At 58.5% G+C, this 19,005-nt stretch carries 19 protein-coding genes; 10 read left to right on the top strand and 9 right to left on the bottom strand.

Annotated features, from left to right (window positions below):
- Positions 1-7: 7 nt before the first annotated feature.
- Positions 8-1,600, top strand: a complete 1,593-nt coding sequence (gene ecpD, locus KGA69_RS01035; protein WP_223683745.1) for a fimbrial adhesin EcpD — start codon at positions 8-10, stop codon at positions 1,598-1,600.
- Positions 1,569-2,264, top strand: a complete 696-nt coding sequence (locus KGA69_RS01030) for a fimbrial biogenesis chaperone (protein WP_015704522.1) — start codon at positions 1,569-1,571, stop codon at positions 2,262-2,264. The genes ecpD and KGA69_RS01030 overlap by 32 nt, the downstream gene beginning before the upstream one ends.
- Before the next feature lie 17 nt (positions 2,265-2,281).
- Here KGA69_RS01030 and KGA69_RS01025 read toward each other — a convergent pair whose 3' ends face one another.
- Together KGA69_RS01025 and KGA69_RS01020 are read right to left on the bottom strand one after the other, a co-directional pair.
- The gene (locus KGA69_RS01025) at positions 2,282-3,463 is read right to left on the bottom strand and encodes an amidohydrolase (RefSeq protein ID WP_045391021.1); all 1,182 of its coding nucleotides are present in this window, start codon (positions 3,461-3,463) and stop codon (positions 2,282-2,284) included.
- 11 nt (positions 3,464-3,474) lie between these two features.
- Positions 3,475-4,668 (bottom strand): MFS transporter, encoded by a 1,194-nt coding sequence (locus KGA69_RS01020; RefSeq protein ID WP_045391018.1) that lies wholly within the window; start codon positions 4,666-4,668, stop codon positions 3,475-3,477.
- Between the two features lie 134 nt (positions 4,669-4,802).
- Here KGA69_RS01020 and KGA69_RS01015 point away from each other — a divergent pair, with 134 nt between their 5' ends.
- Positions 4,803-5,711, top strand: coding sequence for a LysR substrate-binding domain-containing protein (locus KGA69_RS01015; protein ID WP_045391015.1), 909 nt, complete (start codon positions 4,803-4,805; stop codon positions 5,709-5,711).
- Here KGA69_RS01015 and KGA69_RS01010 read toward each other — a convergent pair.
- The 4 genes from KGA69_RS01010 to KGA69_RS00995 are packed head-to-tail and all read right to left on the bottom strand — an operon-like array spanning position 5,671 to position 8,747.
- Entirely contained in the window at positions 5,671-6,375 is a 705-nt protein-coding gene (locus KGA69_RS01010) for an amino acid ABC transporter permease (protein WP_045391012.1), read from the bottom strand. The genes KGA69_RS01015 and KGA69_RS01010 overlap by 41 nt on opposite strands.
- Positions 6,365-7,117: an amino acid ABC transporter permease gene (locus KGA69_RS01005; RefSeq protein WP_161801947.1), complete on the bottom strand. Its 753-nt coding sequence runs from the start codon at positions 7,115-7,117 to the stop codon at positions 6,365-6,367. The genes KGA69_RS01010 and KGA69_RS01005 overlap by 11 nt, the downstream gene beginning before the upstream one ends.
- Positions 7,114-7,932 carry an amino acid ABC transporter ATP-binding protein gene (locus tag KGA69_RS01000; RefSeq protein ID WP_045391007.1) on the bottom strand — a complete coding sequence of 273 codons (819 nt, stop codon included), beginning with the start codon at positions 7,930-7,932 and terminating at the stop codon, positions 7,114-7,116. Before KGA69_RS01000 ends, KGA69_RS01005 begins: the two co-directional genes overlap by 4 nt.
- A gap of 5 nt (positions 7,933-7,937) precedes the next feature.
- Positions 7,938-8,747, bottom strand: coding sequence for an ABC transporter substrate-binding protein (locus tag KGA69_RS00995; protein WP_370429554.1), 810 nt, complete (start codon positions 8,745-8,747; stop codon positions 7,938-7,940).
- Positions 8,748-9,027: 280 nt separating this feature from the next.
- Between KGA69_RS00995 and KGA69_RS00990 the strand changes: the two genes are divergently transcribed.
- From KGA69_RS00990 to tauD, 7 genes are all read left to right on the top strand, one after another.
- Positions 9,028-9,204 (top strand): hypothetical protein, encoded by a 177-nt coding sequence (locus KGA69_RS00990; protein ID WP_015368101.1) that lies wholly within the window; start codon positions 9,028-9,030, stop codon positions 9,202-9,204.
- Positions 9,205-9,434: 230 nt separating this feature from the next.
- Positions 9,435-10,844 carry an S-methylmethionine permease gene (mmuP, locus tag KGA69_RS00985; protein WP_045391004.1) on the top strand — a complete coding sequence of 470 codons (1,410 nt, stop codon included), beginning with the start codon at positions 9,435-9,437 and terminating at the stop codon, positions 10,842-10,844.
- Entirely contained in the window at positions 10,831-11,763 is a 933-nt protein-coding gene (gene mmuM / locus KGA69_RS00980; protein ID WP_213292741.1) for a homocysteine S-methyltransferase, read from the top strand. The genes mmuP and mmuM overlap by 14 nt, the downstream gene beginning before the upstream one ends.
- Positions 11,764-12,019: 256 nt before the next feature.
- Positions 12,020-12,982 carry a taurine ABC transporter substrate-binding protein gene (gene tauA, locus KGA69_RS00975; protein ID WP_015368105.1) on the top strand — a complete coding sequence of 321 codons (963 nt, stop codon included), beginning with the start codon at positions 12,020-12,022 and terminating at the stop codon, positions 12,980-12,982.
- Between the two features lie 12 nt (positions 12,983-12,994).
- Complete coding sequence (gene tauB / locus KGA69_RS00970) at positions 12,995-13,762, top strand: taurine ABC transporter ATP-binding subunit (RefSeq protein ID WP_045380937.1); 768 nt, start codon at positions 12,995-12,997, stop codon at positions 13,760-13,762.
- Positions 13,759-14,586 (top strand): taurine ABC transporter permease TauC, encoded by an 828-nt coding sequence (gene tauC, locus KGA69_RS00965; protein ID WP_045390998.1) that lies wholly within the window; start codon positions 13,759-13,761, stop codon positions 14,584-14,586. The genes tauB and tauC overlap by 4 nt, the downstream gene beginning before the upstream one ends.
- Positions 14,583-15,434, top strand: coding sequence for a taurine dioxygenase (gene tauD / locus KGA69_RS00960; RefSeq protein ID WP_047078672.1), 852 nt, complete (start codon positions 14,583-14,585; stop codon positions 15,432-15,434). Before tauC ends, tauD begins: the two co-directional genes overlap by 4 nt.
- Positions 15,435-15,438: 4 nt before the next feature.
- On the opposite strand, the gene KGA69_RS00955 is transcribed toward tauD, so the two are convergent.
- From KGA69_RS00955 to hemB, 3 genes are all read right to left on the bottom strand, one after another.
- Complete coding sequence (locus KGA69_RS00955) at positions 15,439-17,139, bottom strand: bifunctional ornithine lipid synthase OlsF (protein WP_163310959.1); 1,701 nt, start codon at positions 17,137-17,139, stop codon at positions 15,439-15,441.
- Positions 17,140-17,349: 210 nt separating this feature from the next.
- The gene (locus KGA69_RS00950) at positions 17,350-17,841 is read right to left on the bottom strand and encodes an REP-associated tyrosine transposase (RefSeq protein ID WP_074165841.1); all 492 of its coding nucleotides are present in this window, start codon (positions 17,839-17,841) and stop codon (positions 17,350-17,352) included.
- Positions 17,842-18,030: 189 nt separating this feature from the next.
- The gene (gene hemB / locus KGA69_RS00945; RefSeq protein ID WP_015368036.1) at positions 18,031-19,005 is read right to left on the bottom strand and encodes a porphobilinogen synthase; all 975 of its coding nucleotides are present in this window, start codon (positions 19,003-19,005) and stop codon (positions 18,031-18,033) included.

Genomic DNA, 19,005 nt, shown 5'->3' with positions numbered 1-19,005 from the left:
GCTGGCGATGAACGCTAAGGCGGCGGTGACAAAATATTCTGAAGCCGCTGCTCCGGCGCGCGAATTTGTCTTTGTCGAGAACAACTCTGATGACAACTTCTTTGTCACCCCTGGCGGCGCGCTGGATCCCCGCCTGACCGGCTCAAACCGCTGGACCGGGTTAAAATCAACCGGTTCTGGCGATACCGCGTACCGTCAGGTCAGTCTGGGTTATATCGATGATGGTCACAACCATGGGATCTCCGCTAATTACCGGTTTGATATGTGGCTGGATAATGCGCCGGTCTCTCACCCTTTACTGGGTTTACGGTGTATTAACTGGTACTCGGGATGCGATCTGGCAACCAGCCTGATTTTACCCCAGTCAACCGATGCTAATGGATTTTACGGCGTCTCAACGGGGAGCGGGACGAAATGGCGTCACGGGATGATGTCCGATGCCTTTTATCAATACCTGCAGCAGATGCCGATCGGCGGTAGTTTTACGATGACGATTAATTCCTGCCAGACATCGGTCGCTTACGATGCGAGCAAAGGAGAGCGTTGTAAAGATCAGGCGTCAGGTACCTGGTATATCCGCGACGTAACCCATACCAAAGCGGGGCACTTACGCCTGATAAACACCCACTCACTGGCTGAAGTGTTTATCAACAGCGACGGCGTGCCCACGCTGGGCGAAGGCAATGCCGATTGCCGTACGCAAACAATTGGTTCTCGCTCTGGTTTAAGCTGCAAAATGGTTAACTATGCTCTGCAGACTAACGGGTTGAGCAACAGTTCGATTCACATCTTCCCGGCAATCAGCAACTCTGCGTTAGCTTCGGCGGTAGGCAGCTATGATATGCAGTTCAGTCTGAATGGTAATTCGTGGAAACCGGTAAGCGGTATTTCCCAGTATTACACTTTCAACGAGATGAAAAGTTCTGATTCTATCTACGTCTTTTTCTCGAGTAACTTTTTCAAGCAGATGGTGGCCCTGGGGATTAGCGACATCAATACCAAGGACTTGTTTAACTTCCGTTTCTATAACACCACTTCGCCGGAATCCGGCTGGTATGAATTCTCGACATCCAATAGCCTGATTATCAAACCTCGTGATTTCAGCATCAGCATTATCTCCGATGAGTACACCTCGGCGCCCACGCGTGAGGGGTATGTTGGCAGCGGCGAACCGGCGCTGGATTTCGGCTACATCGTTACCACCAGTGGAAAAACCGCCGCCGATGAGGTGTTGATTAAAGTGAGCGGACCGGCGCAGGCGATTGGCGGACGTTCGTATTGCCTGTTCAGCTCGGCGGACGGCACCGCGAAGGTACCATTCCCGGCATCGCTTTCCTTCATTACCCAAAGCGGATCAACGAAAAGCTATGACGCCGGCTGCGACGATAGCTGGCACGACATGACCGATGCGCTGTGGCTGACTACGCCGTGGAATGATATTTCCGGCGATGTGGGGCAAATGGATAAAACAACGGTGCGCTTCTCGATCGCCATGGACGATCCTATCTCGTTGCGTACGATCACCGACAACGGCTGGTTTGGCGAGGTCAGCGCTTCAGGAGAGATTCATGTCCAGGCGACGTGGCGTAACATTAATTAAGCTGACGCTGGCGAGCCTGTGGCTGCTGGCCGCGCCGCTGGCGCAGGCGATTTCCGTCGGTAATCTGACCTTTTCGCTGGCCTCTGACGCTGAGTTTGCGGCGAAAAGGGTGATTAACAACAATAAAAGCGCGCGGCTATATCGGGTGTCGGTGGTGGGTATCGACCGGCCCGGCGGCCATGAGGTTCGTGCCCGCCCGGCGGACGGCGAACTGCTGTTCGCCCCGCGCCAGCTGACGCTGCAGGCGGGCGAAAGTGAATATTTTAAGTTCTATTACCATGGGCCGAAGGATAACCGCGAACGCTACTATCGGGTCTCGTTTCGTGAAATTCCCACCCGCAACCTGGTGATGCGCGCCCCGGCGGGCGGGCAGATCAGCATGGAGCCGGTGGTGGTGATGGATACCATTCTGGTGGTGCGTCCGCGGCAGGTTCAGTTTAAATGGGCGTTCGATAAAGCGGCGGGAAGCGTCAGTAATACCGGCAATACCTGGTTTAAGCTGCTGATAAAACCGGGATGCGACACCACGGAAGAGGAGGGTGACGCCTGGTATCTGCGCCCCGGCGATGTCGTTCGCCAGCCGTCGCTGCGTAAGCCCGGCAACCACTACATTATCTATAACGAGAAATTTATTAAAATCAGCAATGATTGCCCGGTGAAATAGCCGGGCAATCGCCTGAATTATTCCTCGTTCAGCAACTGACTCACCAGCGCGATATGGGTCTTAATGCCGACCGCCAGCGCATCTTCGTCGATGCGAAAATGCGGGTTGTGCACGTTCCACGTCGCCCCTTTTTGCGCATTGCCGCAGCCGATAAACAGGAAGGTTCCGGGGATTTTCTCCTGATAGGAGGAGAAATCCTCGCTGCCGAATAGCGCCTTATCCTGCAGCTGTAGCGTGCCTGCCGGGAAGTGGCGGGCTATGGCTTCACGGGCGATATGATTGGTGGCGTCGTGGTTGTTTCCCACCGCATAGCCCTGCTGCCATTTGATTTCGTAGCTGGCGCCGTGGGCGGCGGTGATGCCGTCGATAATCCGCGCCATCAGCGGCGGTACCGCCTCGCGCACCTGCTGGCTATGGGTACGCAGCGTCCCGGCCAGGCGCGCGCTGTCGGGGATCACGTTATAGCTATCGCCGGCCTGAAAAGTGGCGATAGTCAGCACCGGCGCGTTGGACGGGTCGATATGGCGGGCGACGATCTGCTGCAGCGCGCCGACCACTTCCGCGCCGATGGTCACCGGATCGATACAGTGCTGCGGCATCGAGCCGTGGCCGCCTTTGCCGCGAATGGTGATATCAAAGTTATCGCTGGAAGCGACGTACACTCCCTCTTTCAGGGTAATCACGCCAACCGGGCTGGTGGGGAAAACATGCAGGCCGAAAATATGTTCAACGTCGTCAACCACACCCAATTTAACCAGCTCACGCGCGCCGCCCGGCGGCACCTCTTCCGCTGGCTGGAAGATGAATTTAATGCTGCCGTGCAGCTGTTCGCGAAGCTGGCACAAGACTTTCGCCGCCCCCATCAGCATCGCGGTATGCGCGTCGTGACCGCAGGCGTGCATTACGCCGGGCTTCGTTGAGCAGAATGCTTCTCCGCTCTCTTCCTGGAGCGGTAGGGCATCGATATCGGCCCGCAGCGCCCACATCGGGCCCGGATGCGCGCCGCGCAGTACGGCAATCACGCTATTTTCCAGCGGGCGGCTTATCTCGAGGCCGGAAAATAGCGCCAGCTCGCGGGCGATATAATCGGCGGTCGGCTTCTCGTTAAACGACAGATCCGGATGGGCGTGGATATGGCGACGCCAGCGCAGCGCTTCCTCGGCCGCGGCGGAAATGAATTGTTCAGTGGCGTGTTGCATCAGTGACTCCTTCAATCAATAACGGGCTGACTGACGACGGTTTTACGTTTCATGAGCGGCAGCACCGCCAGCGCGGAGCAAACCATCGCCAGTGAAAGAAACAGGAAAGCGCTGGCGTAACCGTGGGTTTTCTCCACCAGATAGCCAATGACGATCGGCGAGACAAAGCCGCCGAGGGTACCACCGGTATTAATCAGACCGATGGCCGAGCCCATCATATTTTCCGGCAGGCGCTTCATCGGCAGGGTAAAGGCGGTGACGAAGGTCGACATCAGGAAAATTTCGCCGATAAACAGCAGCAGGCTGGCGATAAGCGGCGTCCGGGCGTGGAAGATGGCGAAGATCGCCACGGCGCTGATTAGCGCGCTGATGGCAATCACCAGCGGTTCGCGATTAAGAAAATATTTGCCCACCAGCCAGCCGGTACCGAGCGATGAGATCCAGATCCCCAGCCCCCCCGCGGCCACCACGTAGCCGGATGCAGAAAGCGACATTCCCATACTCTGAACAAAAAACTTCGGCAGCCAGGCCATCAGGCCATAGCTGGGAATATTGACGCAAAAGATAGCCAGAAAGAGCAGGATAACCGTGGGGTTACGCCACAGGGCGGCGCCAGCGGCGCTCTGTTTCGCGACCACCGCCGTCGGCTGTCGGCGCGGCACGCGCAGGGCGATCAGTAGGGCGATAGCGCAGGCAACGATCCCCAGTACGGTGAACGACAGATGCCAGCCGAGCAGCGCCAGCGCGTTAACAGCGATAATCGGCCCAATGGTCATCGCCAGTCCCGCTGACGACAGCAATATTGATTGGGCGAAGGTACGTTGTTCAAGAGTGAAGTTGCTTACCACCGCTTTGGCGCAGGAGCAGGGATAGCCGGAGTGGCCGACGCCCGACAGAAAGCGGAACAGCAGCAGCAGGCCGAAGCTCGCTCCCAGCAGGCCGAAGCACAGCGCGAAGATCCCCAGCGCCGCCAGCGACAGCACCAGCATGGTTTTGTAGCCAATGCGATCGTTAAGCCAGCCCGCCGGAACCTGAAACAGCGAATAGGCGAGAAAAAAGATGCCGGTAATGTAGCCCAACTGCTCGGCGTTAAGCCCGAACTCCTTTTCGATAGGCAGCAGCGCGAAGCCGGTGACGGTTTTGTCGATATAAACGACCACGTAGCCGATAAACAGTAAGAAGATCATCTGAGACTGACTTTTCATTTTTTTCCGCCCGGTGTCTCATGGTTGCATGTGTTGTCGTGGGGAATCCCCCCACTGCATCCTCAGGCTTTACCCGCGCGGCGGGAAGATATAATTTTTCTATAGGTGATGCTTTTTTCTGATAGGGGTGAGCGGTGAAATATCTTCCCAAATTGAACCAACTGCAGGCGCTACGGCAGGTGGCGCGTAGCGGCAGCATCCGCTCAGCGGCGCGTGAACTGGGGCAATCGCAGCCGGCACTGAGCCGGACATTACGTGAGCTGGAGCAAATCCTCGGCACGCAACTTTTTCTACGCAGCAAAGAAGGCGTCGCCCTGACCGAAGCGGGAATCGCTTTCTTACAGCGCGCGGAGTGGGTGCTGGAGGAGCTGCGGCGCGCGGCGGACGAGGTGGAACAGATAAACCATGTCACCCACGGTCGGCTGACGGTCGGCTTTTCGTCGCTGATTGCCCTGACGGTGTTTCCGCAGGTGGCCGAAGGATTTAAGCAGGCGCTGCCGCAGGTGCAGATGACGGTTAAAGAGGGGCAGCTTTCGTCGCTGCTGCCGGGCGTCCGCAGCGGAGAGATTGACCTGGCTATCGGATCGGTCGACCCGATGCATCCGCCGGAAGGGGTGATGCTGGAACCGCTGTTTACCGCGCCGTTCTGCGTTATCGCGCGCAAGGGGCATCCGCTGGCGCACGAAAGCGATCTGCTGGCGCTGCGTAAAGCCCGCTGGCTGCTGCCGGAGTCGCCGATGGGCTACTACCAGCAGCTACAAAACGAGCTGATTCATTTTTATCGCCAGGTGTCGATTACCCCGCTACGCACCGACTCGGTGATTGTCGGCTTGCAGATGGTACTGGAATCCGATTATCTGACCATCGTCGCGCGCGCCATGAGCCAGCCGCTGCAGCTTGGCGATAAGCTGGTCACGCTGCCGGTATCCACGCTCCCGGCGGCGCAGTATTGCGCGGTATGGTCGCAAAAATCGGCGCTCACCGCCAATGCCCGGCTGTTTCTCAATCGGCTGCGAAGCGCCTGTCAGCGCTACGCCTGGTAAAACGGCGGCTCGCCAGCTGGCTGAGGGCGCAGCACAGTAAATAGTAAACCGCGCCGGTAAAGACGAATATCGCCAGCGGGTAGATTTGCACCCGGTTATTGACCTGCCCGGCGACGGTGGTGAGTTCAGGCACGTTGACGATAAACGCCAGCGAGGTGTCTTTCAGCAGGCCGATAAAAATGCCGACCAGCGACGGCTGGACGTTGCGCAGCGCCTGCGGTAGCAGGATTAAGCGTAGCGTCTGGCCGGGGGCGAATCCCTGCGTCAGCGCCGCTTCATGCTGGCCGCCGGGCAGGGCGCGCAGCCCCGCCAGCACCGAGTGCATCACCGAGGCGGCGGTGAACCACGCCAGCGCCAGCGTGACCGTCACCGCGCCCGGCAGATCGCCGCCGGTCAGCATCGGCAGCAGATACCACAGCCAGAAAATAACGAAGATCAGCGGGATACCGCGAATAATTTCCGCCCACAGGAACAGCAGACGACGGACCGCTCCGCCATAGCGCCAGGCGGCGCAGGCCAGCAGAATACCACCCGGTAGCGCCAGCGCGGTCGCGCCGATGGCCATCAGTAAAGTGAGCGCCACGCCGCCGGGTTGGCCTTCCGCCAGCCGTCCCCACAGCAGATAATCAAGGTTGTCGGCGATCACCGCGAGGTTAGCGTTCATGTTGTGCGCTCCGTGGCTGACGATATCCCGGACCGAAACGCGTCAGCGCCAGTCCCATAACGATACCCAGCGCCAGATACAGCACTGTGCCGACAGCAAAGGCCTCCAGCGCGTGGGCGTTATAGCTCTCGATTTGCCGTACCTGGTAGGTGAGCTCGGCAAAACCGATACCGCTGGCCAGCGAAGAGAGTTTCATCAGGTTCAGGTACTGGCCGACAATCGGCTGCCAGGCGTTGGCCAGCCCCTGCGGCAGCAGAATAAAACGTAATTCACCCCACGGGCTAAATCCCTGCGACAGCGCCGCTTCGCGCTGGCCGTGGTTGACGGCGCGCAGTCCGGCGGCAATCTCTTCCACCAGAAATGCCGAGGTAAATACGCCGAGCCCCCACATTGAGCAGAGAAATTCCGGCGTCAGCCACCAGACGTCGCCCGGTAGAATCGACCAGCTATGGGAGTCGTTGATAAAATCGCGCGCCGCCAGCGGCAGCAGGTTCCAGGCGGCGAAGTACCAGAACAGCAGTTGAACCAGCAGCGGTGTATTGCGAAACAGCGATACCCACGCCGCCACCAGCCAGCGGCCGGGGCGTCCGCCGCCGAGACGCAGGGCCAGCAGCAGCACCGCCAGCGCGGTGGCCAGCAGTATCCCGGCGAAGCTGACCCAGACGGTGGTCAGGAAACCGGAGATTATCCACTGTAGCGGCTGCCCGCTGAGCACGCCATGCCAGTCGAGAATCGCCATCACTCAATGCTCTCCTGATGCAGCGGGTCGAGCACCTTCTGCAGAAAACGGCGAGTACGCGCATGCTGCGGGCGGGCGAAAAATTCCGCCGGCGGCGCGGTTTCGAGGATTTCGCCACCGTCGATAAACACCACCCGATCGGCGATTTCGCGGGCAAACTGCATCTCGTGAGTGACCACCACCATGGTGATACCGCTGTGGGCCAGGGCTTTCATCACCTGCAGCACTTCGCCGATCATCTCCGGATCCAGCGCCGAGGTCGGTTCATCGAACAGGATGATTTGCGGCGAGGAGGCAAGGGCGCGGGCGATGGCGACGCGTTGCTGCTGGCCGCCGGAGAGCTGAGCGGGCATCTGCCGCGCTTTATCCGTGAGACCGACCTGGGTGAGTAATTCCAGCGCCCGCTTTTGGGCGGCATCGTGTTGCCAGCCGTGCACGCGCTCCAGCGCGAGGGTAATATTCTCCTGCGCCGTCAGGTGAGCGTAGAGATTGAACTGTTGAAAAACGAAGCCGATCCGGCTGCGCAATTGGCGCAGCGCGCTGCCGGTCAGGCGGCGGGTCGGTTTGCCATCGATGAGGATCTCGCCGCCGCTTAACGATTCAAGCTGGTTGATCAGGCGGATCAGCGTTGATTTACCCGATCCTGATGGCCCGAGGATCGCCACCACTTCGCCGGGATTGACCGTTAAATTAACGCCGTTAAGTACCTGATGATCGCCGTAGCGTTTAACCACGTCGCGAAAGGTAATACTGGCCTGCTGCAGATGCGAGAAATCCGCGGCCGAAGCCGCGGATCGTGAAAATAAGGCGGAAAACATCTGGGTTATTTCGCTTCTATGGTAAAGGCGCGCGGTTGCGGAGAGGCGGTGCCAGGGCCAAACCAGGTGTCGTAGATTTTCGCCGCCTGGCCGGATTTTTCCAGCTTAACCAGCTCGTCGTTTACCGCTTTCAGCAGCGCCGGCTCGCCTTTTTTCACGCCGACGCCAATCTCTTCTTTGCTCAGCAAATCCGGCAGAATTTTAAAGTTGGCTTTATCCGGCGCGCCCGCCAGCAGCCCGGCGAGAATGGTGCTGTCCTGGGTAATCGCCTGCACGTTGCCGTTTCGCAGGGCGGTCAGCGCCAATGGAATATCGTCATAGGAGAGCACCCGCGACTGCGGGAAACGCTGGTGCAGCGCCTGTTCGCCGGTGGTGCCTTTTACCGCGCCGATGCGCGCTTTACTGTAGTCATCCAGTTTATCCGGCGACTTAGCCGGAACCAGGAACTGCTGGCCGGTTACAAAGTAGGGCGTTGAGAAATCAATTACCTGCGCGCGCTCCGGGGTAATGGTGATATCGGCGACGATCAGGTCGGCCTTACCGGACTGCAGCAGCGGAATACGGTTAGCCGGGTTAGTGGCCACCAGCTCAAGCTTGACGCCAAGAGATTTCGCCAGCGCCTGCGCGAAATCGACGTCGTAACCCACCAGTTGATGGGTTTTGGCATCCACGGAACCAAACGGCGGGTTAGCGTCGAAGGTGGCGACCTTCACCACCCCGGCGGCTTTGATATCGGCTAACTGGTCGGCCTGAACCTGGGCGGTCAGCAGCAGCGCGCCCAGCGCAAAAGCGATTTTGGTATAAGTTTTATGCATCATCATTCCCCTGAATCCCTGTTTTGTTTTGTGTTTATCACGCTCCCACAAAAGCGCCTCGTCCGGCAAAGAAGAAAAAATTCTTATCTATAACCAAAATCTCTTAATAAAAATGGGGATATTGCTGTTAACCAAATCGCTTTTACAGGAAGGGGTTAGTCACCGAAGCGCAGCGGCGAATATGCATCTTCCAGGATTACAAATTCGGAATTGATATTTCCCGCCCGTCGGCGATTGTGGTTGAAATAACAACAACGCAAACCCGACCGATGGAGGAGAAATGAAAGTAGCGCTGTGGCAACGGATTACCGGCTGGCTGGCTTTTTTATCTAACGGAGAAGCCGGGCAGCAAGATGGTCAACGGATGATGGAGGCGATCTTGCCGGTCGCCAGCCTGTATGGCGTGGATCTCGGCAACGTGGAAACCCGGTGGTTTCGCCATGACAAAACATACTGAGCGGCGCTGGACGCGCGAAGCCTACTGGAACGAGGTGTGCTCTGTGTAGCAGAAGGCTGCTTGCGGTTGCGGTAAAAAGGAGAGGCTCCGCAGCCCAAGCAGCTTTAAACCCTGGCTCCTACTCCTGTTCTCCCTGTTTTTTTCCCTTCTCCGTTTTGCAATTTCCCCGCCGTCACGGTATAAATGACCTTCATTTGGATGTTTAGACGTCCATACATAAAGAAGGCAATATGCAAACAACATCACAACAACAAGGTGGGCAACTTAAGCGCACCATGAAAACGCGCCACCTGATTATGCTCTCGCTGGGCGGCGTCATTGGCACAGGGTTATTCTTCAATACCGGCTATATTATCTCGACCACCGGCGCGGCGGGCACGCTGCTGGCGTATCTGATCGGCGCGCTGGTGGTCTGGCTGGTGATGCAGTGTCTTGGCGAACTGTCGGTGGCGATGCCGGAAACCGGTGCCTTTCACGTGTATGCCGCGCGTTATCTCGGCCCGGCGACCGGCTATACCGTGGCGTGGCTCTACTGGCTGACCTGGACCGTGGCGCTCGGCTCGAGCTTTACCGCCGCCGGGTTCTGTATGCAGTACTGGTTCCCGCAGGTGCCGGTGTGGGTCTGGTGCGTGATTTTCTGCGCGGTGATTTTCGCCCTGAATGTTATCTCTACTCGCTTCTTTGCCGAAGGCGAATTTTGGTTCTCGCTGGTCAAAGTGATCACCATCATTGCTTTTATTATTCTCGGCGGCGCGGCCATCTTCGGCTTTATTCCGCTGACCGACGGTTCACCGGCGCCGGGGCTGCATAACATCACCGCCGAAGGCTGGTTCCCCCATGGCGGCTTGCCGATCCTGATGACCATGGTGGCGGTGAACTTCGCTTTCTCGGGCACCGAACTTATCGGTATTGCCGCCGGTGAGACGCAAAACCCGCATCAGGTGATACCGGTCGCGATCCGCACCACTATTGCCCGGCTGATTATTTTCTTTATCGGTACCGTTTTCGTGCTCGCCGCGCTAATCCCGATGCAGCAGGCGGGGGTGGAAAAAAGCCCGTTCGTACTGGTGTTTGAAAAGGTCGGTATTCCTTACGCGGCGGATATTTTTAACTTCGTGATCCTGACCGCGATTTTGTCGGCGGCCAACTCGGGCCTGTATGCCTCCGGACGGATGCTGTGGTCGCTATCAAATGAGAAGACGTTGCCAGCCTGCTTTGCCAAAGTGAATAAACGCGGCGTGCCGCTAACCGCGCTGACGGTAAGCATGCTGGGCGGCGTGCTGGCGCTGTTTTCCAGCGTAGTCGCGCCGGATACGGTGTTTGTTGCGCTGTCGGCGATTTCCGGTTTTGCGGTGGTCGCGGTATGGCTGAGCATCTGCGCGTCGCATTTTGTTTTCCGCCGCCGCCATCTGCAACAGGGCAAAGCGTTAAGCGAGCTGCACTATCGCGCGCCGTGGTATCCGCTGGTGCCGGCGCTGGGTTTTGTACTTTGCCTGGTGGCCTGCGTGGGGCTGGCCTTTGACCCAAGCCAGCGTATTGCGCTGTGGTGCGGGATCCCGTTCGTCGCGCTATGTTATGGTGCTTACTATCTGACTCGTACACGGAAATTAACTCAGGAGCCGCAACATGTCGCAGAATAATCCGCTAACCGCCATCCTTGAAACGCAACCGTTCGTGCTGCTGGATGGCGCGATGGCGACGGAACTGGAAGCGCGCGGCTGCAATCTGGCCGATAGTTTATGGTCGGCGAAGGTACTGCTGGAGAACCCGCAGCTGATCCGCGATGTGCATCTCGACTATTTCCGCGCTGGCGCACAGGTGGCGATCACCGCCAGCTATCAGGCAACACCGGCAGGCTTTGCCGCCCGCGGACTGGATGAGGCGCAGTCGAAGGCGTTGATAGGTAAAAGCGTCGAGCTGGCGCGTAAAGCCCGCGAGGCGTATCTGGCGGAAAACCCGCAGGCGGGAACGCTGCTGGTGGCCGGGTCGGTCGGGCCGTATGGCGCGTATCTGGCGGATGGCTCTGAGTATCGCGGCGATTATCAGCGCAGCGCGGAGGCGTTTCAGGCATTCCACCGTCCGCGCGTCGAAGCGCTGCTGGATGCCGGGGCGGATCTGCTGGCCTGTGAAACATTGCCGTCGTTTGCCGAAATCACGGCGCTGGTGGCGCTGCTGCGTGACTACCCGCGCGCCCGCGCCTGGTTCTCGTTGACCCTGCGCGACGCTGAACATCTCAGCGACGGTACGCCGCTGCGCGAGGTTGTTGCGGTATTGGCCGATAATCCGCAGGTGCTGGCGCTGGGGATTAACTGTATCGCGCTGGAAAATACCACCGCCGCGCTGCAGCATCTGCACAGCCTGACGTCGCTGCCGCTGGTGGTCTATCCTAACTCCGGCGAGCACTATGATGCGCTGACCAAGACCTGGCATCATCACGGCGAAGCCTGCGCGACGCTCGCGGCCTATTTGCCGCAGTGGCTGGCGGCTGGCGCCAGGCTGATTGGCGGCTGCTGTCGCACCACGCCGCAGGATATCGCCGCGCTGGCGGCGGGCCGCTAACACCTGTATTTCTTTCCCCCGGATGGCGGCGCTCCGCGCCTGATCCGGGCTACAACGACAACATCCGCAACTTTTGGTAGCCCGGCTCAGCGCAGCGCGAGCCGGGGGAACCCATTTCTTTAATCCCTGTTTTTAACTATCTAATCCCGCTTTTCTTCTAAAAACGATTCGCTATTAGGCAGAATTTTTAATTACTTCATCTCCACGCTGATGCCGGAAATACTGCACCCATAACAACTAAGGGGAAGCAGACATTATGGCATTCACATCGCGAATTACTCTTCTGGCGGCGCTGGCTTTCGCTGCCTTCCAGGCGCAGGCGGTTAACGTCACCGTCGCCTATCAAACCTCCGCTGAACCGGCGAAAGTCGCCCAGGCGGACAACACCTTCGCCAAAGCCAGCGGCGCCACCGTTGACTGGCGTAAATTCGACAGCGGCTCCAGCATCGTACGCGCGCTGGCCTCAGGCGATGTACAAATCGGCAACCTCGGTTCCAGCCCGCTGGCGGTGGCCGCCACTCAGCAGGTACCGATTGAAGTGTTCCTGCTGGCCTCAAAGCTCGGTAATTCCGAAGCGCTGGTGGTGAAGAAAGATATCACTAAGCCGGAAGATCTGATTGGCAAACGCATTGCGGTACCGTTTATTTCGACCACCCACTACAGCCTGCTTTCCGCGCTGAAACATTGGGGAATCAAACCGGGCCAGGTGCAGATTATCAACCTGCAGCCGCCGGCGATTATCGCAGCCTGGCAGCGCGGCGATATCGATGGCGCTTACGTGTGGGCGCCAGCCGTTAACGAACTGGAAAAAGAGGGCAAGGTGCTGACCGACTCCGCGCAGGTGGGGCAATGGGGCGCGCCGACGCTGGATGTCTGGGTTGTGCGTAAAGACTTTGCCGAGCAGCATCCGGAAATCGTGAAAGCTTTCGCTAAAAGCGCCATCGACGCGCAGCAGCCCTATATCGCCAACCCGGAGGCGTGGCTGAAGCAGCCGGAAAATCTCAGCAAGCTGTCGCGACTGAGCGGCGTGCCGGAGGCGGATGTGCCGGTGTTAGTCAAAGGTAATACCTATCTTACCGCCGCCCAGCAGGCGCAGGAGCTTAACGGCCCGGTGAACCAGGCGATTATCGATACCGCGAAATTCCTCAAAGAGCAGGGCAAAGTGCCGGCGGCCGGAACCGACTATAGCCAGTTCGTTACTGACCGTTTCGTGAAATAAAAGGAGGCTCCGATGCTGCAAATCTCGCATCTCTCCGCTGATTATGGCGGTAAACCGGCGCTGGCGGATATCAACCTGACGTTGGACAGCGGCGAACTGCTGGTGGTGCTGGGCCCTTCCGGCTGCGGCAAAACCACGCTGCTGAACCTGATTGCCGGATTCGTGCCTTACCAGCACGGCAGCATCACTCTCGAAGGCCGTCGCATCGACGGGCCGGGCGCCGATCGCGGCGTGGTGTTTCAAAATGAAGGCCTGCTGCCGTGGCGCAACGTGCTGGATAACGTCGCGCTGGGATTACAGCTGGCGGGGGTTGAAAAGACCCAACGCCGGGAAATCGCCGCGCAGATGTTAAAAAAAGTCGGCCTGCAGGGGGCGGAAAAACGCTTTATCTGGCAGCTTTCCGGCGGCCAGCGTCAGCGTGTCGGTATTGCGCGCGCTCTGGCGGCGGATCCGCAGCTTTTGCTGCTGGATGAGCCCTTCGGCGCGCTGGATGCCTTTACTCGCGAGCAGATGCAAACTCTGCTGCTGCGACTGTGGCATGAAACCGGCAAGCAGGTGCTGTTGATTACCCACGATATCGAAGAAGCGGTATTTATGGCCAGCGAGCTGGTGCTGCTGTCGCCGGGGCCGGGGCGGGTGCAGGAACGCCTGCCGCTGGAGTTTGGCCGCCGTTTTGTCGCCGGTGAATCCTGCCGCAGCATTAAATCGGATCCGCAATTTATCGCCCAGCGCGAATATGTGCTTAGCCGGGTGTTCGAACAACGGGAGGCTTTCTCATGAGCGTGGTCCTCAATGATAAACCGCGCCAGCGCGCGCTGAAGTGGCGCTGGCCGCTATCACGGCAGCTGACCCTTAGCGTAGCGACGCTGGCGGTGTTGCTGGCTATCTGGTGGGCGGTGACCGCGCTACAGCTGATTAGCCCGCTGTTTTTACCCTCGCCGTGGCAGGTATTGCAGAAGCTACTCACCATTGCCGGGCCGCAAGGCTTTATGGACGCGACCCTGTGGCAGCATCTGGCGGCGAGCCTGACGCGTATCGCCATCGCGCTGGTACTGGCGGCGATCGTTGGCGTGCCGGTGGGGATCGCCATGGGATTGAGCCCAACGGTACGCGGGATCCTCGACCCGCTGATCGAACTGTATCGTCCGGTACCGCCGCTGGCGTGGCTGCCGCTGGTGATCATCTGGTTCGGCATTGGCGAAACGCCGAAAATCTTACTGATCTATCTGGCTATTTTCGCCCCGGTAGTGATGTCGACGCTGGCGGGGGTTAAAAGCGCGCAGCAGGTCCGTATTCGCGCCGCGCAGTCTTTAGGGGCCAGTCGCGCTCAGGTGCTGTGGCTGGTGATCCTGCCGGGCGCGCTGCCGGAAATTCTTACCGGCCTGCGCATTGGCCTTGGCGTCGGTTGGTCGACGCTGGTGGCGGCGGAGCTGATTGCCGCCACTCGCGGCTTAGGTTTTATGGTGCAATCCGCCGGTGAATTCCTGGCGACCGATGTGGTGTTAGCCGGGATCGCGGTGATTGCGATAATCGCATTTGTTCTGGAACTGGGACTGCGCGCGTTGCAGCGCCGCCTGACGCCCTGGCATGGAGAAGTACAATGAGTGAACGTCTTAGCATTACCCCGTTGGGGCCGTATATTGGCGCGCAGGTGGCCGGAGCCGATTTGACCCGTCCGTTAAGCGACAATCAGTTCGAGCAGCTATATCACGCGGTACTGCGTCATCAGGTGGTGTTCCTGCGCGAGCAAAATATCACCCCGCAACAGCAGCGCGATCTGGCGTTACGGTTCGGCGATTTGCATATTCATCCGGTCTATCCGCATGCGCCGGGCGTGGATGAAATTATCGTACTGGATACCCATAACGATAATCCGCCGGACAACGATAACTGGCATACCGACGTGACCTTTATCGACACGCCGCCGGCGGGGGCGATTCTGGCGGCGAAGGAGTTACCTTCTACCGGCGGCGATACCCTATGGACCAGCGGTATTGCCGCGTGGGAAGCGCTCTCCGAACCGTTCCGCCAGCTGTTGAGCGGTTTACGCGCGGAGCACGATTTCCGCAAATCGTTCCAGGAGTATAAGTACAACAAGACGGAAGTGGAGCATCAGCGCTGGCGCGAGGCGGTGGCGAAGAACCCGCCGCTGTTGCACCCGGTGGTACGTACCCATCCGGTAACCGGTAAGCAGGCGCTGTTCGTCAATGAAGGATTTACCACCCGCATTGTGGATGTCAGCGAGAAAGAGAGCGAGGCGCTGCTGAATTTCCTGTTTGCTCACGTCACTAAACCGGAATTCCAGGTGCGCTGGCGCTGGCAGCCGAACGACGTGGCGATTTGGGATAACCGGGTGACGCAGCATTACGCTAACGCCGACTATCTGCCGCAGCGGCGCATCATGCACCGCGCGACAATTCTTGGCGATAAGCCGTTCTACCGGGCGGGATAAACGGCTAGAGATGCGCGCCGATGTAGCGCTGGTAGCGGTTGGCTTTGAGGTAGGTTAAATCCACCAGTACTAGCCCATCGACGCAGTGATTAAAGTCCGGGTCGCTGCCGAAATCGATAAACTGCACGCCGCCCGGCTCGCACACTTCCGAGTACTGTTTATACAGCGGCGGAATGGCGCAGCCGAGATTACCGAGCAGCGACTTCAGCCGCGTCAGGTCTTCGGTGTAATCCTCGCCGCCAAACTGCGCCAGCACGTCGGGTAGCGAAGCTGGGTAGGGGCGGCGCGATTTGGCCAGCGGATGCGTCGCCGGAAACCATAAGCGGTAGAAGGCGACCAGCAAATCGCGGGCATCGGGCGGCAAGCCGCCGGAAATCGAGACCGGGCCAAAAAGATAGCGATAGTGCGGGTTTCGCGCCAGCCAGGCGCCGATGCCTGACCAGAGATAATCCAGCCCGCGGCGCCCCCAATAGCGCGGCTGAATAAAGCTGCGCCCCAGTTCAATCCCGTGCTGCAGAATATCGTCCATCCGCGCGTCGTAGTGGAACAGGCTGTAGCTGTAGATGCCCTCCACTCCCCGTTTCTCAAGTTGCATGGCGGTAGGCATAAAACGATAGGCGCCGACGATCTCCAGATCCTCTTCATCCCATAAAATCAGGTGCAGGTAGTCATCATCGTAGCTATCAATATCGCGGCGTTTGCCGCTGCCTTCTCCGACCGCCCGGAAGGCTATCTCCCGCAGACGGCCCAGTTCGCGCAGCAGCGGCGCCTCTTCCTGGCCGTTGCGCTGCCACAGATAAATCAGTTTACCGTCGGCGGTTTTGCCCAGACATTCGGTTTTTGCCAGCTCGCGTTTGAGCAGCGCGCGGTCTTCCGGGCGGGCGATCGCGCTTTCGCTTTTAAACAGGCCGGGGTGTCCTTTACCGAGGCGCTCGACGTGGCGGTAGCACCGGTCCGCCAGTTCGCGGGTGGAAAGCTGCGGCTGATGCCACGATGACCACGCGATTTGCTGGCCAATGCGTAAGGGCAAGCTGCTATCGCGGCGGCGAAACATCTGCTGCATTAACAGCAGCAGCGGCAGATTCTCGGAGAGCAGGGCGCTGGCGTAGAACAGCGGGCTGTTGTGGGCGCGGATCCAGGCCGGCAGCAGCGGCGCGCGGTATTTCGCCGCCAGCTTGATGAAGCCGGGATGCCATTTTTTATCACGGATGCCGCGGCGGGTCAGGCGCGAGACTTCCCCCGCAGGGAAGAAGATCAGCACGCCGCCCTGCTGAAGCTGCTGGTCCATCTGCTGCAGCGCCGCTTTGGCGGTACGGCCGTTGATATTATCGACCGGAATAAACAGCGAGCTTAGCGGTTCAAGATGGGTCAGCATGCGGTTAGTGACGACTTTGACATCGCGCCGCACGCGGGAGACCGCATAGAGCAGGGCGAGCCCATCGAGCGTCCCGGTCGGATGGTTGGCGATAATCACCAGCGGGCCATGTTCGGGGATTTGTTCAAGGTCATGCGCCGGGATAGCGCAGCGGATATTGAGATGTTCGAGGACCTGTTCGACCGTATCCAGTCCTTTCAGGTGACGATGGCGGGCGGCAAATTGCTGGAACTCTTCTTCATGCAGAAGCTTTTTCAACACCTTTTTCTGCCAGGGGGCGGGCCTCGCCTGAGGCCACAGGTCATCGAGAACGTTGTCGAGACTAAACATAGTGACTCCTCCTCTGTCCTGCCCAGACAGTAGAAGGCGCAGATGTCGTTCAGATTACAATTCGGTGAAGATTCGGTCTCAGCAGGCGAGGTTTCCCGGATAGCGTCAGCGCCACCGGGGAGGCTCCCCGGATAGCGGCTTACGCCTTATCCGGGCTACGGTCGGCGCCGATTTGTAGCCCCGGTAAGCGTCAGCGCCACCGGGGAGGGGCTATCGGCGTTCGCCGCAGCTAAGATCCAAGCTTTCGCCAGCCCAGTTTGCAGGATATAGCCCGCGTTGGACATCTCGATGAAAGGTTGAAAATGGCCAATCTATAACCTGCGTAACCCAGCCATGTTTTAATGGATTGATATGTATGTAATCAACATGGCGGCGATAATCTTCTTCATCACGTATGGCATGCTCCCAGAAGCGAGGTTGCCAGATATGTTGTCGTTTTAATGTTCTACTAAAGCAGCCTTTGATATCGCGCCAGCGGGAAGAAAAATCGTCATCATTGTTGGGAAGTGTCCAGATACAGTGGAGATGTTCAGGCAATACCACCCAAGCATTAATGATAAAAGGGCGACGTTGTTTTACAACGGAAACGGAGTAGCGAAATAATGCAATTCTTTCAGTCAGAAGCATGCTTCTACGGTCCTTCAAATTAACGGTAAAGAACCAGGTTCCCCCCTTGATGTAATAGCGTCGATAAGCAACCACAGCTTCTCCTGGTAGCCAGCGTTTATAATGTGATTTAAGACGTTAAAGGAGAAGAGAAGGTTCGCCAAGGAGCCGTCACGGAAGATGGAAAGCAGCACGCAAAATCTGATTCCCGGATAGCGGCTCACGCCTCATCCGGGCTATAAGGTAGCCCCGGTAAGCGTCAGCGCTACCGGGGAGAGGGCAGGTTTAACGCAGGATTTTTTTCTCGGCCAGATCGAGGGCGAAATAGCTGAAGATCAGGTCCGCGCCCGCGCGTTTAATTGCGCCAAGGCTTTCCAGCACCACTTTCTCTTCGTCGATAGCGCCAGCCTGCGCGGCAAATTTGATCATCGCGTACTCGCCGCTGACCTGATAAGCGCCGAGCGGCAGGTTGCTGCGCTCGCGGATATCACGCAGGATATCCAGATAGGCGCCGGCCGGTTTCACCATCAGGCAGTCCGCGCCCTGGGCTTCATCGAGCAATGACTCGCGGATTGCCTCGCGACGGTTCATCGGGCTCATCTGGTAAGTTTTACGATCGCCTTTCAGCGCGGTACCGGCGGCTTCACGGAACGGGCCGTAGAACGATGAGGCGAATTTAGTTGAGTAAGACATAATCGCGGTATTGGTAAAGCCTGCGGCATCCAGCGAACGGCGGATCGCCTGCACCTGACCGTCCATCGCGGCGGATGGCGCGATGAAATCAGCGCCGGCGGCCGCGGCGACCACCGCCTGCTTACCGAGGTTTTCCAGGGTCGCATCGTTATCGACGCCGTGCTCGCACAGCACGCCGCAGTGGCCGTGCGAGGTGTATTCGCAGAAGCAGGTATCGGACATGACGATCATTTCCGGCACCGCCTGTTTGGCGATACGGGTCATGCGCGCCACCAGACCGTTTTCATTCCAGGTATCGCTACCGGTCGCGTCGGTATGGTGGGAAATACCAAAGGTCATCACTGAACGAATCCCGGCGTTGGCGATGCGCTCAATTTCGCGCGCCAGATGTTTTTCCGGAATACGCATGACGCCAGGCATCGCTTCGATGGCTTTGTAATCGTCAATTTCTTCTTCAACAAAGATCGGCAACACCAGGTCGTTCAAACTCAGTGTTGTCTCTTCAAACATGGCGCGCAGCGAGGCGGATTGACGCAGGCGGCGTGGGCGAGTGATTAAATCTGTCAT

The organism is Klebsiella sp. A52 (assembly GCF_018388785.1).
Lineage (GTDB): Bacteria > Pseudomonadota > Gammaproteobacteria > Enterobacterales > Enterobacteriaceae > Klebsiella > Klebsiella aerogenes.
This window is presented reverse-complemented; position numbering and strand designations above follow the sequence as displayed.